Source organism: Bacillus sp. FSL R9-9834 (assembly GCF_038006905.1).
GTDB lineage: Bacteria > Bacillota > Bacilli > Bacillales > Bacillaceae_G > Bacillus_A > Bacillus_A pacificus.
The window spans coordinates 4726443-4741031 of the sequence record NZ_JBBOWD010000001.1 but is presented as its reverse complement, the minus strand read 5'-3'; the positions used below and the strand labels follow the sequence as shown (position 1 = coordinate 4741031).

Genomic DNA, 14589 nt, shown 5'->3' with positions numbered 1-14589 from the left:
GGTGCATCATTTACCGAGCAAAAAGCCAGATTACCGTCCGCCATAGTCAATCTCCTTCAACTGACACCGCTTATTAAAGAAAGTTTTATATCCAAGCTGCAAGAAGATAATAACAGCAAAAGCGGTACTTCCTGAAATACCGAGTATAATTGCGATTTGATATTGAATGGCTGTAAATGGTGATACACCAGATAAGATTTGACCGGTCATCATGCCCGGTAAGCTTATAATTCCCATTCCGACCATAGAATTGATTGTTGGTAAAATAGCAGAGTCAAAAGCGTCGCGTATGAGCGGAGCAGCGGCTTCTTTCGGTGTGGCACCGAGCATAAGTGCCCCCTCGAGTTGACCTCTTTGCGATTTCATATTGTTTAAGAACGTATTTGCACCGAGAGAAACACCTGTCATCGCGTTCCCAACTAACATTCCGGTAATCGGAACGATATATTGCGGTGCATACCACGGATCGTGTCCGATAATAACAAAGATAAATAGTAGAAGTGGCCCAATTGATCCGGCGACCATGGAAAGAGCGGCTACTCGTTTTAATTCTTTAGACATTGGGATATTAACTCGTTTATAAATATTAAAAATTGCAAAGGTAGTAATAGAAGTAATGAGAGCAATTGTATAAAATGGATTACTGTTTTCAAATACGTATGTAAGGACATAGGCAACGAGTACGAGCTGAATCGTCATACGGAACGTTGCGAGCGCGATTTGTTTTTCGCGAGGTATCCCTTTTAATTTCACGAGCCCGATTAAAATAAGAATAAAAATATATGCAGCGGCAAGTTGCCAAATTTGGAGTTCAATCACGCCCTTCAACTGAGAGCACTTCCTTTCTAGTTGCACCGTTTGCTTTACTAATCTCAATAATATCGTCTGCAATTTCTTCTGGAAGTTGTTGCGAGTGTGTGATAACGATAACTGTTTTGTTCTTTTCTCTTGCTAGCGTAGTGAATTGTTTCATAACGCGTCGTTCTGTATCGCTATCTAGCGCCGAAGTTGGTTCATCTAATAAATAAACAGGTGGATCCATAAGTACGATACGTGCAAAAGCAAGTCGTTGTTTTTCCCCGCCTGATAATGAATTAGCGTTGTCTTCTAAATTTTTTTCTAAGCTAACAGTCGTTAATGCACTTCGCAAGGCGGCATCATTTGGAAATGTTTTTTCAGAAAGACGAAGTCCCATTAATAGATTGTCTTTAATGGTTCCATCGAAAATAGGTGGCGTTTGCCCAAGCATGACTACGTCACGTCGTAATTGAATAGGGGGATAGTCAGAAATCAATTTTCCGTTATATTCAATTGTTCCAGATGTTGGAGATTGTAGATCATTTAACATACGGAGCAATGTGCTTTTTCCGCTCCCACTCTCACCGATTATACATGTGATTTTTTCTTTTTGAATCTGTAAATAAGGAATGTGCAGTATATCTTTATATGTAACGTCTTTTAATATAAACATAGATGGCTCCTTTCTGATTCTAGTTCTATCGTATCAAAAAAGAGAAGGTAACGGTTATAAAGAGCAACGTTTTTTCTTCGTCTTGATTTCTATTAATAAGTTAAGTAAACGATCTAATTCTTGGCTGAAAGAAATTACTTTATGATGAGTGAATCCATATTGTTCAACGAGATGAATCAACTCTTTCTTCTTCGCTTCTATTCGATCGTTTAGTTTCGTTATGTTCATAAGTGAAATGGAATGCCTCCTGTAAAAGTATTTACAACACAAAAAATAAGACCGAATGAATTCGGCCTTAAAGGAAATAAAACAACTTATAAATAGCATACACTGTTTATTGGTAGTTTTTAATATGAAAATGAAAAATAAATCATGATTCATATTGAGAAAGATGTGTCTGATAATTATATTTTAACGAATAAGAGAGGCTGCCTACTTAGGAGACAGCCTGTAAAGTATTAACCGTTATGATATTTGTACATCCAGAGGATACCGGATTTTAGTAACCTTGGTACACGTCCCATTAATGGTTGGTTTGCTAGCAAACCAAAGCCATGCTTCTTACCAAGAGAGCCGAGAACACCTTTTAATTTAATGACAGGTAGTTCGTCAGGAAGTGGTTCATTATTCCAACGTTTTAATAATATTTGGACAATTTGTTCTCCTTGCCCTTCAGCAAGTTGTGCAGATGGTGCGTGTGGAAGTGCTGCACAATCTCCTACAACATATACATGCTCGTTATTTGGAATATTGTGATATTTTGTTAAAACAACCCGTCCGCTACCATCTTGTTCAACTGGAAGGTTTCGAACAACTTCATTTGCTTGAATACCAGCTGTCCAGACGATTGCATCACATTCAAGTGGTTCATCGTGGTTGTACACAATATTTGGCTCTACTTTTGTAATGTTAGAGTTTCGTATGATAGTAACTTTATGTTTTACGAACCATTCTTCTACATATCTACTTAATTTCTCTGGATATGGGAATAGAATTCTATCTTTTCGATCAAATAAGTAGATTTTTAAATCAGAACGACTCTCGCGAAGTTCACTTGCAACTTCAACGCCACTTAATCCAGCGCCAACGACAGCTACTGTTGCATTTGGTTCTAGACTATTTAATTGTTCATATGTCTTACGTGTTTGTTCAATCGATTGTAGGCTATGTGTATATTCCTTCGCCCCAGGAACGTTATGGTATTTATCCTCACAGCCAAGTCCAATAATTAAATCATCATATTGGATCGCTTCGCCGCCATCGAGATGAGCAGCTTTTTCTTCGAGATCAATATTTGTTACTGTGCCGTATTGAATATTGAGGCGTGGGTGTTCAGGAAACGGTATACGAATATGCGTTTCTGAAATAGTACCCGCAACTAATGCATAATATTCAGTTTTGAAGCAATGATATGGTACTTTGTCGATTAATGTCACTTGTACATCATCTGGAAGTTGGTTGCTTGGAAGTAGCCGCTGCAGAATTCTCATTCCACCGTAGCCGCCACCTAATATTACGAGGTGTTTCATGATGGATTACCCCTTTTCTGTTGAAATATCCCCTAATCATAAAATTTTATATTAATAAAATATTTTGACTTTACTCAATCAAATTATATCGAATTTGTGAACAAATAACAATGCATGAATGAATACTCTGTTGTACAATAAGAAGAAAAGTAGAGTAAACTGTTTTTCTTATTTAGTTACCATTTCATCGCAAGTAGCATGTTATATAGAAGGAATCATCTATTTTGAAGTGAAATAATGAAGTAACTAAATAGTTTAGAAGGTGTAATGAAAACAACAAGAAACAGCTTAGTTTTTTTCTTATAGATGAAGTCAGAAAGTAATTTGTTTTGTAGTACAGGGGGGAGAATTTTGATTAAACCATTAATTGAATTTTGTGTAGGTAACCTTGCAAGTGGTTCACAAGCAGCTTTAGAGAAATTAGAAAAAGATCCGAATTTAGATGTAATGGAGTATGGTTGTTTAGGATATTGTGGCATTTGTTTTGAAGGACCGTTTGCACTTGTAAATGGTGAAGTAGTACAAGGTGCTACAGTAGAAGAACTTGTTAATAATGTATATGAGTATTTGGATGAAAATCCAATGTTTTAAGGTGTTGCAATCGGCAGCACCTTTTTCTTTTTCTATGAGATAAAATCTTCTTTCGCAGGGAGATAATACTGTATATAAATAAAAAAAGGCCCTTTTAGAAGGGCTTTTTCTTACACAATTTGCGCAAGATTGGCTCATCGCCAAATGTTGTCAAATATGAGAAACGGGGGACATTCATATTGTGTTCTAAAAGCGTGCATTTTATACTTGAAATAACAAATTATTTTTGGAGTGAATACAAATGAGCCAATTTTCTTTTACAAAAATGCATGGTCTTGGCAATAGTTATATATATGTAAATATGTTTGAAGAACAAATTCCTGAAGAAGATTTAGCTCTTGTGGCGGAAAAGGTTTCAAATATTAATACTGGTATTGGAGCAGATGGAATGATTTTAATTTGTCCATCTGACGTAGCGCCGGTGAAAATGCGCATGTTTAATAATGATGGATCAGAAGGAAAGAGCTGTGGTAACGGTTTACGCTGCGTAGCGAAATATGCGTATGAGCATAAACTAGTAGAAGATACAGTTTTCACAATTGAAACGTTAGCTGGCATTGTAACGGCGGAAGTAACGGTAGAAGAAGGGAAAGTTACATTAGCGAAAATCGATATGGGAGCACCTCGTTTAACACGTGCAGAAATACCGATGCTTGGTGAAGGTGAAACACCATTTATTCGTGAAAACTTCTTATACAATAATCATCGTTATGCATTTACAGCTGTTTCAATGGGAAATCCGCATGCAGTTATTTTTGTTGATGATGTAGACCAAGCACCTCTTACAACGCTTGGTCCAGTCCTTGAGACACATGAAATGTTCCCGGAACGAGTAAATGTTGAATTCATCGAAATCTTAAATGAGGAAGAGATGAACTTCCGCGTTTGGGAACGTGGATCTGGTGTAACACAAGCTTGCGGAACAGGGGCGTGTGCTGCAGTTGTAGCCTCTATTTTAAATGGAAAGATGGAACGTGGTAAGGAAATTACAGTTCATTTAGCTGGCGGCGATTTAATGATTGCATGGACAGAAGAAGGCAACGTGTTAATGAAAGGACCAGCGGAAGTAATTTGCCGCGGAGTGTATGAGTACAAGATAGAAGCGTAAAGATGTATAATAGAATGAGAACAGAAAGGATGGTGTATTTCATGATTGAAGTTACAGAACAAGCAGCTTTTCAAATTAAAGATATGTTAAAAGATGCTGAGGATGGAGAGAAGTACGTGCGCCTTGCTGTACATGGCGGCGGATGCAGTGGTCTTTCTTACGGCTTAGGATTTGAAGTAGAACCAAACGAAGACGACACAGTTCTTGAGTTTTTCGGTGTCGAATTTGTTATCGATAAAGAAAGTGCTCCCATTGTTAAAGGAGTAAAAATTGATTATAAACAATCTATGCTTGGCGGCGGATTCACAATCGACAATCCAAACGCAATCGCATCATGCGGATGTGGATCATCTTTCCGTACAGCGACGAATGCTGGTAAGCCAGAAGAGTGCTAAGTTTTTAGGTGAAATAGAAAAAGACCTTTTTAGCGATGGAATGCAATCGTTAAGGAGGTCTTTTCTTTTGGCGTAAAAGTCCAAAATGAAACTTATGTAAAAAACTTTTGCTCAAAAGTTAGAAAACAATATATAGTCACTTCATCATTTAGAAATTTCTTTTCACATATTGAAAACGAAACTGCTAAAGTAGCTTTAGGTTGTTCAATTCATTCATTGCTAGTTATTTGAGCTTCTTTTAAAGTTCTCTTTTTTCGAGTTATAATTGAGGGGCAGAAAGAGAGGATATATGCTGGAAAATACTTTTGAATTTATATTGAAGTACATTATAGGTCCTATTTTTAGATTTATAAGATACATTGTGATAGATATTATAATAGAATGCATAATAGAAGGTGTAATAAACGGTATAAGGAAATTACGTGATAAAGCCCATGATAAGTGGCGAAACTGGCGTGAAAGACGTTATTGGCGGTAATCGGTACATAAAAAATTGGTAGTAAAGAGATAGCGGAGAAAAAGCCTTAAGGGAGATGAATGATAAAATTCATCTCCCTTAAGGCTTTTTCTTTTGACATTATGTATACGAACGTATACACTTGTGATTAATAAAATAAACGTATACATTTGTATACAAAGGGGGATTTGAAATGAGAAAAGATAAGTTCATGAAAGAAGGACACCACCGTGGTGAGCGTCATAAAGGGAGAGATGGATTGCATCATCGCGGGCCGAAAACATTTCGACGCGGGAGAGCAATTGCTTTTTTAGAAATGATGAATTTGAAACGAGCGACAATTAAACAACAGTTAAGTGAGCCAGAATTCCAGTCTATTCAGCAAATTTTAATTGGGGAATTAAAGGCAATTGATATGGTTATTAATGAATTTACACAACTATTTGAAATACATGAGAGTGAAACAGAAGAAGCGCCTATGTTAGATGAGCAGGCAGATTTAGAGAAAGGGACTGCATCTGATGAAACAAATTAATCGTTATATTGATTCCGTATTTTGTGGTCAAGATACACTTTTGGATGAAGTGATTGCTTCCATAAAAGAAAACGAAATGCCGCCCATATCGGTATCGCCTTCTTCTGGTAAACTTTTGACGATGTTAGTTTCTATTTCTGGAGCGAAAGATATTTTAGAAATAGGTGCATTAGGTGGGTATAGCGGAATTTGTCTTGCGAAAGGTTTTGGAGAAGAGGGGACGTTAACTTCACTGGAACTAGAAGAAAAATATGCAAAGGTAGCGCACCGCAATCTACATAAAGCGGGATTTGGAAAACAAGTGTCGTATATGACTGGTGCTGCCTTACAAAGTCTTGAAATATTAGCTGCAGGTAATAAACAATTTGATTTCTTCTTTATCGATGCTGATAAGGAGAATTATGAAAATTACTTGACGTACTGCATTAAGCTTGCTAAGCCAGGGGCTTTAATTGTTACAGATAATGTTCTAGCTGGTGGTAGTGTAGCTGATGAAGGTGCGAAACAAAAACGTTATACAGAAGTTATGAAGAAGTTTAATGAAGTAGTAGCAGCTCATCCGAATTTAGAATCTGTACTTATTCCAATTGGTGACGGGATGACGGTTTCTAAAGTGAAGAAATAATTAATATCTTACAAAAGTGTAATGTTCATGTCATGTTTTTGAATTTCTTCTTTAAGCTCTGGGCTTTAAGATAACAATATAAGAAAAACACATGAGGTGAAGGAAATGAAAAGATATATTGCACTTTTTAGTATTTTAGTTGTATTCGCGAGTCTTTTAGTTGGCTGTGATTTAAATCGTATGGGTAAAGATGAGTACTACGTTCAAATTACAGTAGATGGAAAAGAGTATAATGGTAAATCTGATAATGGTGAACCATATAAAGATTACCAATATAAATTAACTGGATTTGATAAAGAAGGTAAAGAAAAAGAATTAGAATTTATGGCACAAAAAAACCTTCGTAAAGAAGCATTCTTACGCGTATACCACTCAGATAAAAAAGGTGTAACAGCTTGGGAAGAAGTGAAGAAAGACGAGCTTCCAGCGAAAGTGAAAGAAAAATTAAATGTGAAATAAGACAGAAAAAAGGAATTGACGAACAGGGTCAATTCCTTTTTATCCCGCTTTAATGGGCAGTAAGACCCCCACCTCAAAATTCAGCAAAAGCAAAGAAGTTAGGTGGGATCAACTGCCCATAAAAGTCCGATTGGTTCAACTAATAATCAGTGGGGGATGAAGAAAACCCCCACTGATTAAAGTTTCACTTTATATTCTCAAAATCCTCTTCTGAAATGACTTTCAATCCATGTCTTTTGAATAAAGCAGTTGTTACCCCGTAACCAGTTTGTTTATTTCCGTTAAATTCTCCCGTATAAATTGTAGAACTACCACAAGAGGGACTGCGTTCTTTTAAAATAATATATTCTGGGCGCAAATCTTTCATTTGTTCTAATGCTTTATAAGCACCATTTACGAAAGCTTCCGTGACATCTTCCCCATCTTTTGTCATCACTTTTGCTTTTCCATCCAAAACGTCATCGCCATTCCCGCCAATAATTTCAGCTGAGGGACGAGGCGTTGGCAATCCTCCTAATACTTCAGGGCAAATGAGTAGTGTCTCTTCTTGTTGCAGCAAATCCTCTATTTTTGAAACGAGATTGTCATTTCCATCATACCGACAAGCAATACCACCTAAACAAGCGCTAATTACGATCATATTTTCATCTCCACTAAAAAAATATTAAATAGCACGCCAAATTCCCTTCCTGCCTCTTACTTATAAATGAGGTGATAAAAATGGGAAGCTTATATAACTTAATGAAACCATATAGTGAATTTCGAAGTAAAGAAGAGTTTAATACATATCAAAAACAAGTTTTGAAACATTATCAATTTCAATTAAATAAAACGGATGCTACCATTATTCATTTTTTAGGAAAGTATGCAGTGAATGAGAAACAGAAAACAGTGGGAGTTGCTTGTCCGTTAATGGAGACAATTGCTAAAAATGTTAGAAAAAGTATTCGTACAGTACGTCGCTCCATTGCAAAGTTAGAGGAATTAGGAATTATAAAGCGTGTTGCAACAAAAGAAAGACATAGGCGAGGCGGATATAGTGCGAACTTATATGTTTTTCTTACATCTGCAATTGACCGCATGGATGACCGTATGAAAATGTCCGCATGTGAAAGTGAGAATGATGCAGCTGGCTGTAGTAAAAATGAGCAAAAAAATGAGGGGGAAACAATTCTTTTTAAAAACTTTCCACAAATAAAAGAGAATAGAAAAGGAACGTACGAGCTTGATGAGACGTATTGCCGTCATGATATACCGAAGCCTTTTATATATGCACTTCTACCGATGACGAGTAATCCGAAGAAGATCAATATATTTTGGAGTAAGGTGGAACTTGCATATAAAAAGAGTGGGTTACTAGAGCAAGGTGTTTTACTGGAGCAAATATTAGCTGATGAAGAAGTGTATGGAAATTTCATTTGGCGCGTGAAAAGTGTTGTGAGAGCTTATAAATACGGGGAAATCCGTAAAAATGTGAAGGCTCTTTTATATAGTACAGTGCGGGATTTATTTTTAGAAGTTGGATTAGAATGGGGAGCAGCACTGAGAAGAAGTAAGGGAATACCGTTATTTGATCCGTTTAAAAAGGAGCCATGCGTATAACGCATGACTCCAAGTAGTTAATCAAACTTTCTTACAACTGGAACACGAATCGCTACAAATAGTACGAAGACGATAACGGCGATTGCACCACTTTTCATAACGGTTACGATTGGAATTCCAATTGCAAGTGCGATGGATGTGAATGCATAAGAAAGCGGGATAAAGCCCATTGATGATAGCATAAGCAAACTCATTACGCGTCCCATCATTTCTTCTTTTACTGTCGATTGAATCATCGCCATAAGTGGAACGATAGCCATTGCGATTGTAATACCATAAAACATGCCAGCTAATAATGCTTGCCATAGTACAGTGCTAAAGTTGATGGATAAGAAGAATACACCAGACAGTAGCATCATGATAATGCAAAATAGACCGCGTCTACGATTAATATTTTTTAAACCGACAATGACAGCACCTATCGCCATACCGCCACCTACAGATGCTTCTAAGTAACTAAACTGAAGCGAGTCACCATGCAGAACATTTTTAACGAAAAGCGGGAAACCGACTTGCATCGGACCGATTAAAAATAAGTTTAGAAAGGCGCTACAAATAAGGAAAGTTGAAAGGAATGGCGAGTCCTTTACATATAAAATTCCTTCTTTAATAGAAGTGAACATGCCTTTGTCTGTATTTTGCTGCTCTGGCATCGTAAATTGTATTTTTTGAACGAGTATGGCTGCGATAATGAGTAATAAAATTGTAATTGAGAAAATCGTTTCATAGTTCGTAAATTTGATAAGAATGCCGCCAAGTACAGGGCCTAAGATGACCGATGCTTGGTTTGTCATTTGTGTAAGTGAGTTTGCTTGTGTTAAACGGCTTTTTTCTACAAGTTCAGGCAAGATAGATCCATCAGCTGACCAGAAAAAAGCATCAGCAAGCCCGAAGAATAGAGCGAATAAAGCAAATGTATATAGTGTTACATCACCTACGATAAACCATGTAAGGATGGTTGCGACAAGAATAGCACGAACAATATTAGAATAAAACATAATGTTTTTTTTCGGGAATTTATCAGCTACAGCGCCGCCGATAATCATAAAAATAAGCCTTGGAACACTAAGAGCTACGAAAACAACACCGAGTGATGCCTCAAGGTTTAATGTCTTTGCTATGTACCACGTTTGTGAAAAAGTAAAAAAGGCTAAAGCGAAACTTGAAAAAAGAGTAGCTGCCCAAAGAAAAAGGAAATTCGTATTTTTTAATAACGGTTTTCCGCTTCCTTCTAAAGCAGATTTATTTTGTTGTAGTTCCTCCATATTGCTTCCTTTCTATGCGACAAATTTAAACTAAAAAACTTGTTAACAATCACTTTATCCCGCGTTAACGGGCAGTAAAACTCCCACCTCAAAATTTGGCTCGAGCAAAGAAGTTAGGTGGGAGACTAACTGCCCGTAAACGTCCGATTGGTTCAACTAATACTCAGTGGTGGGGGATGAATCCCCTCCCACCACTGAGTATAGTTTCACTTTATACAGTTTCTAATATTTCTATACTGCACTTTCTCATTGTAGACAATTATGCTGGATTTGCACAGTGGCTATTTAACGACGAAAGAGAAGATACCATTTGGTATCTTCTCTTTCGTTGTTTAGGCTAATGCAATATAAATATCCAATTGTGCGTTGTTTGGATCTGTTACTTTTTCATCGTATAGCTCGAAGTCTATTGTGAAAGCACGTTTGTTTCCTTTTGACCATTTCCAAATATATTCCCAAGCTTCGCAAACGACTTCAGCAACTGGTCCTTTTCTCGTTGTAAATACCGCATACGTAGCGGCAGGTATTGTTAAAGTTGTCATATTTTCAGGAACGTCTTCTAATGAAGAAACGGGCATACCAATTGTGAATTGATATGTACCAGTTTCATCTGATTCGTAGTTTGAGTAAAAAGCGAATGTTTCTTTCGTTTGTTGATTTGGGATGTGATGCATGATTTGTTCGTGGAAGTAGCGATTCCAAAGCCCGGGAATTTTTCCTTCAGTAGATGCCTCTTTTTCATTGGTCGTCGTAATCGAAATGCCTATTGCTTGAAAAGCTTCTTTTTTTACGATAGTAGGTTCTTTCATTTTTAAATATCCCCCTTATTAAATAGAACGTTTGTTCTTGTTTATTGTAACATATTTTGGAAGGGAACGATAGCGTAATAAAAAAGAACTCCTTCGCATAAAAGGAGTTCTTTTCATTTCTATATTAAAACATACTAGAGCTATGCATCGGTTGAAGCTTTGCGTTTGGATCGAAGTAAGCTTTCGCATTGTTTACCGCTGTCGGTGCTTCACCGAAGCCGCAAGCAATGAGTTTTACTTTTCCTTCATATGTACAAATGTCACCAGCAGCGTAAATGCCAGGAATATTTGTTTCCATTTTCGAGTTCACGAGAATGCTGTTTTTTTGTATATCTAAGCCCCAGTTTTTTATTGGTCCAAGGGAAGAAACGAAGCCGTAGTTTACGATTACATCATCAACATCGATGATAATTTTTTCTTCCGTTTTTACATGCTGAAGAACGACTTGTTCAATTTTGTCATCACCAATGAGTTCTACTGGAACGTATGGTGTGCTTACTTCTGCACGAGAGTTCATTAAGCTTTCTACGCTATGTTCATGCGCACGGAATTTATCACGACGATGAACGATTGTAACTTTGTCAGCGATCGGCTCTAACATCATTGTCCAATCAACAGCTGAATCGCCGCCGCCAAATACTACGACGCGCTTACCAGCAAATTTATTCATATCATCAACGAAATAATGTAAGTTTTTCTTTTCATACTTTGCTGTTCCTTCTAATTCTAAGCGGCGTGGTTGGAAAGCACCATTGCCAGCAGTAATAATTACTGATTTAGAATAGTGAGTTTGCTTATTTGTAACAAGTTTAAATATACCGTCAGCTTGTTTCTCAAGCGTATCAACAGCTTCTTCTAAACAAACGGTTGGATCAAATTTCTTCATTTGCTCTTTTAAGTTATCAACTAATTCTTGTGCACGCACTTTCGGGAATCCGGCTACATCATAAATATATTTTTCAGGGTAGAGCGCGGATAATTGTCCTCCAAGCTGAGGTAAGCTTTCAATAATTTTTACACTTGCTTGTCTCATACCACCATAAAATGCTGTGAATAGTCCTGTTGGACCACCACCAATAATTGTTATGTCGTAAACTTTTTGATTTTCTGCCACTTTCATTCCCCCTATAGATGGAATTTTGATATTGATTTCATATATTGTTCATATGTACACGAAAATCCTGCAAATGATGACACTTTCAAATAAATGATAGCATATTTGAGTTCATAATACTTCTGAAAACGACTGAATTGTGTGTAAGTTTTCGCATAGATGTTTTTTACATTGTATAAAATATACAGAAAGGAAAATACATGAAAAAAAGGCTGAAAAACCCTTGAAAACGCTATGTTATTTTAAAATATTGATAATTCTCCAGACGCTTGAATTCTGGAATAAAACCGACTAATATAGGGAAGTATTATGTTAAATTTCTATGACAAAATTCGTACGATTTTTTGACTGCGTTTTGTTATGATATAGAATGTGATAAATTCCACATTCTTGACAAATAGAGTTTTTAGTACTTGGTATTATTTTTCATTACTATTATATAAAGAAAAGGGTTGTGATTTGGTGAAGACTCCAAAAATCGTAGTTTTAGGTGCAGGTTATGGCGGGATGATTACGACTGTTCGTCTGCAAAAAGCATTATCTGTAAATGAAGCTGAAATTACGTTAGTAAACAACAACAGCTATCACTACCAAGCGACTTGGTTACACGAGAGCGCAGCTGGTACATTACAAGATGAAAAAATCTGTCTAGATATTCAAGACGTTATTGATACAAATAAAGTGAACTTTGTACAAGATACAGTAGTAGAAATTAAAGCTGCTGAAAAACGCATTATCTTAAAAGACGGCGAGTTAGAATATGACTACTTAGTAATCGGTCTTGGTTTCGAATCAGAAACATTCGGAATTACAGGATTAAAAGAGCATGCATTCTCAATCGCTAACATTAATGCAACTCGTCAAATTCGTGAGCATATGGAAGCTAGCTTCGCTAAATATGCAGATGAAAAGCGCGATGAGTTAGTAACAATCGTTGTTGGTGGTGCTGGATTTACTGGTATCGAGTACGTAGGTGAGCTTGCAAACCGCGTTCCTGAACTTTGTAAACAGTACAATGTACCACGTGAAAAAGCACGTATTATTTGTGTAGAAGCTGCTCCAACAGCACTTCCAGGTTTCGATCCAGCGTTAGTAGAATACGCTGTGAAACAACTTGAGAAAAAAGGTGTAGAATTCCGCATCGGTACAGCAATTAAAGAAGCAACTGAAGAAGGTATTATCGTTGCGAATGGCGATGACACTGAATTAATTAAGTCTGAAACAGTAGTTTGGGCTGCAGGTGTTCGTGGTAACGGTATTGTGGAAGAGTCTGGTTTTGAAGCAATGCGCGGACGTGTAAAAGTTGATGAGTACATGCACGCTCCAGGATACGAAGATGTATTCATGGTTGGTGACGCAGCGTTAATCATTAACGAAGAAATTAACCGTCCATACCCACCAACAGCACAGATCGCAATTCAACAAGGTTACAACATTGCGCACAACTTAACTGTGTTAGTTCGTGGTAAAGGCGAAATGAAGAAATTCGTATTCGACAATAAAGGATCTGTATGTTCTTTAGGCCATGACGATGCAATGGGCGTTGTTATGGGCAAAAAGTTAACAGGTTGGAAAGCTTCCTTCATGAAGAAAGTTATCGATAACCGTTACCTATTCTTATTAGGTGGACCTTTATTAGTTCTTAAAAAAGGTAAGTTAAAGTTCTTTTAATATATAGTAGAAAAAGCAGAAACGGCTAAGAGCTGTTTCTGCTTTTTTCATTTAAAAAATATAGTATAATGTATAAAAAGAAAGAATATTCTGTCCGTTCTGGTAGAGGAGGGTACTGCATCATGGAGAAGCGAGGAAAAGTATGGTTAGCTGTCAGTGGCCTAGTAGCTACAAAAGATGGCAGGTGGCTATTCGTTAAGAAGAAATACAGTGGATTAAAGGGGAAATGGTCTTTACCGGCTGGTTTTGTAAATGAAGGTGAGACCGTTGATGAAGCTGTGAAGCGTGAAGTGTTAGAAGAGACAGGTATTGTCGCTCATGTGAAGGGGATCATTGGTGTTAGATCGGGTGTGATTCGCAATGAGATTAGTGATAATATGATTATTTTCCTTTTGGAGCCTGAAGGGGAAGAGATTATTGTACAGGAGAAGGAATTGTCTGAAGTAGCGTTTCTACATCCGGATACGATTGCGGACGATCCAAATACGTCTGTGCTTATTACATATTTGTTAGAAAGACAATCAGAATTACATCTTGAAATGGACAAAACATTAAATCCAGGAGAGCAATTTGGTTATACAGCCTATCACGTATTTACGGCACGTACGAAGGAGAGGGAGAAAGAGTGAGTATACCGGTATTACTTATTTCAATGATGTTATTTTTCATTTTGTTTTTTGGAATTGGATTTTTACTCAACATGATATTGCGAGCGACATGGGTAATGGTTATTGTATATCCGATTGTTTGTATGCTTATTATTAATAAGGCGAGTGTGTGGGATTATTTTTCAAAGCCAAAAGAAACATTCTCTTCATTTGGGACAAGTGTATCGCATTTAGGACAAGCAGATTTGTTTATTTTATCTACTGGATTGGTTGGTGCTGTTTTAGCAGGAATCGTCATTAAGAAACTTCGGAAAAGCGGATATCAAATGTTTTAATCTCCAATGCAATTG

19 protein-coding genes are annotated in these 14589 nt (G+C 37.0%); 11 read left to right on the top strand and 8 right to left on the bottom strand.

The window, feature by feature from the left end; translation table 11 throughout:
• Positions 1–30: 30 nt before the first annotated feature.
• The 4 genes from MKY00_RS24935 to MKY00_RS24920 all read right to left on the bottom strand — a co-directional run bounded on the left by MKY00_RS24935 (position 31) and on the right by MKY00_RS24920 (position 3000).
• Entirely contained in the window at positions 31–828 is a 798-nt protein-coding gene (locus MKY00_RS24935) for an ABC transporter permease (RefSeq protein WP_016718809.1), read from the bottom strand.
• On the bottom strand, positions 812–1471 hold the full coding sequence (locus MKY00_RS24930; protein ID WP_016718808.1) for an ABC transporter ATP-binding protein: 660 nt from the start codon (positions 1469–1471) through the stop codon (positions 812–814). The genes MKY00_RS24935 and MKY00_RS24930 overlap by 17 nt, the downstream gene beginning before the upstream one ends.
• A gap of 54 nt (positions 1472–1525) precedes the next feature.
• Entirely contained in the window at positions 1526–1699 is a 174-nt protein-coding gene (locus tag MKY00_RS24925) for an aspartyl-phosphate phosphatase Spo0E family protein (RefSeq protein WP_016718807.1), read from the bottom strand.
• Positions 1700–1929: 230 nt separating this feature from the next.
• Positions 1930–3000, bottom strand: coding sequence for an NAD(P)/FAD-dependent oxidoreductase (locus tag MKY00_RS24920; protein WP_016718806.1), 1071 nt, complete (start codon positions 2998–3000; stop codon positions 1930–1932).
• 351 nt (positions 3001–3351) lie between these two features.
• Here MKY00_RS24920 and MKY00_RS24915 point away from each other — a divergent pair, with 351 nt between their 5' ends.
• The 7 genes from MKY00_RS24915 (at position 3352) to MKY00_RS24885 (ending at position 7170) form a co-directional block, all read left to right on the top strand.
• Positions 3352–3591, top strand: a complete 240-nt coding sequence (locus MKY00_RS24915; RefSeq protein ID WP_000595026.1) for a YuzB family protein — start codon at positions 3352–3354, stop codon at positions 3589–3591.
• Positions 3592–3832: 241 nt separating this feature from the next.
• Positions 3833–4699, top strand: coding sequence for a diaminopimelate epimerase (gene dapF, locus MKY00_RS24910; RefSeq protein ID WP_000077382.1), 867 nt, complete (start codon positions 3833–3835; stop codon positions 4697–4699).
• A 41-nt stretch (positions 4700–4740) separates the two neighbouring features.
• Entirely contained in the window at positions 4741–5094 is a 354-nt protein-coding gene (locus tag MKY00_RS24905; RefSeq protein ID WP_000573827.1) for a HesB/IscA family protein, read from the top strand.
• A 289-nt stretch (positions 5095–5383) separates the two neighbouring features.
• A complete protein-coding gene (locus tag MKY00_RS24900) occupies positions 5384–5572 on the top strand; it encodes a hypothetical protein (protein WP_016718805.1) in 189 nt (62 codons plus the stop codon).
• A gap of 172 nt (positions 5573–5744) precedes the next feature.
• Positions 5745–6086 (top strand): hypothetical protein, encoded by a 342-nt coding sequence (locus MKY00_RS24895; protein ID WP_016718804.1) that lies wholly within the window; start codon positions 5745–5747, stop codon positions 6084–6086.
• A complete protein-coding gene (locus MKY00_RS24890; protein ID WP_016718803.1) occupies positions 6073–6711 on the top strand; it encodes an O-methyltransferase in 639 nt (212 codons plus the stop codon). Before MKY00_RS24895 ends, MKY00_RS24890 begins: the two co-directional genes overlap by 14 nt.
• Positions 6712–6816: 105 nt before the next feature.
• Positions 6817–7170 carry a YxeA family protein gene (locus MKY00_RS24885; RefSeq protein ID WP_016718802.1) on the top strand — a complete coding sequence of 118 codons (354 nt, stop codon included), beginning with the start codon at positions 6817–6819 and terminating at the stop codon, positions 7168–7170.
• Positions 7171–7354: 184 nt separating this feature from the next.
• Here the strand turns inward: MKY00_RS24885 and MKY00_RS24880 are convergent, their stop codons facing one another.
• Complete coding sequence (locus tag MKY00_RS24880) at positions 7355–7810, bottom strand: DUF523 domain-containing protein (protein ID WP_016718801.1); 456 nt, start codon at positions 7808–7810, stop codon at positions 7355–7357.
• A gap of 80 nt (positions 7811–7890) precedes the next feature.
• Between MKY00_RS24880 and MKY00_RS24875 the strand changes: the two genes are divergently transcribed.
• Positions 7891–8772 (top strand): helix-turn-helix domain-containing protein, encoded by an 882-nt coding sequence (locus MKY00_RS24875; RefSeq protein WP_016718800.1) that lies wholly within the window; start codon positions 7891–7893, stop codon positions 8770–8772.
• A 17-nt stretch (positions 8773–8789) separates the two neighbouring features.
• On the opposite strand, the gene MKY00_RS24870 is transcribed toward MKY00_RS24875, so the two are convergent.
• The 3 genes from MKY00_RS24870 to MKY00_RS24860 form a co-directional block, all read right to left on the bottom strand.
• A complete protein-coding gene (locus tag MKY00_RS24870; protein WP_016718799.1) occupies positions 8790–10037 on the bottom strand; it encodes an MFS transporter in 1248 nt (415 codons plus the stop codon).
• Positions 10038–10369: 332 nt separating this feature from the next.
• A complete protein-coding gene (locus MKY00_RS24865) occupies positions 10370–10846 on the bottom strand; it encodes a GyrI-like domain-containing protein (protein WP_016718798.1) in 477 nt (158 codons plus the stop codon).
• A 124-nt stretch (positions 10847–10970) separates the two neighbouring features.
• Positions 10971–11960, bottom strand: a complete 990-nt coding sequence (locus MKY00_RS24860; RefSeq protein WP_000829779.1) for an NAD(P)/FAD-dependent oxidoreductase — start codon at positions 11958–11960, stop codon at positions 10971–10973.
• A gap of 462 nt (positions 11961–12422) precedes the next feature.
• Here MKY00_RS24860 and MKY00_RS24855 point away from each other — a divergent pair, with 462 nt between their 5' ends.
• The 3 genes from MKY00_RS24855 to MKY00_RS24845 all read left to right on the top strand — a co-directional run bounded on the left by MKY00_RS24855 (position 12423) and on the right by MKY00_RS24845 (position 14574).
• Positions 12423–13631 carry an NAD(P)/FAD-dependent oxidoreductase gene (locus tag MKY00_RS24855; RefSeq protein ID WP_000856615.1) on the top strand — a complete coding sequence of 403 codons (1209 nt, stop codon included), beginning with the start codon at positions 12423–12425 and terminating at the stop codon, positions 13629–13631.
• 122 nt (positions 13632–13753) lie between these two features.
• Complete coding sequence (locus tag MKY00_RS24850; protein ID WP_000415312.1) at positions 13754–14260, top strand: NUDIX hydrolase; 507 nt, start codon at positions 13754–13756, stop codon at positions 14258–14260.
• A complete protein-coding gene (locus MKY00_RS24845; RefSeq protein ID WP_016718797.1) occupies positions 14257–14574 on the top strand; it encodes a YuiB family protein in 318 nt (105 codons plus the stop codon). The genes MKY00_RS24850 and MKY00_RS24845 overlap by 4 nt, the downstream gene beginning before the upstream one ends.
• Positions 14575–14589 lie beyond the last annotated feature (15 nt).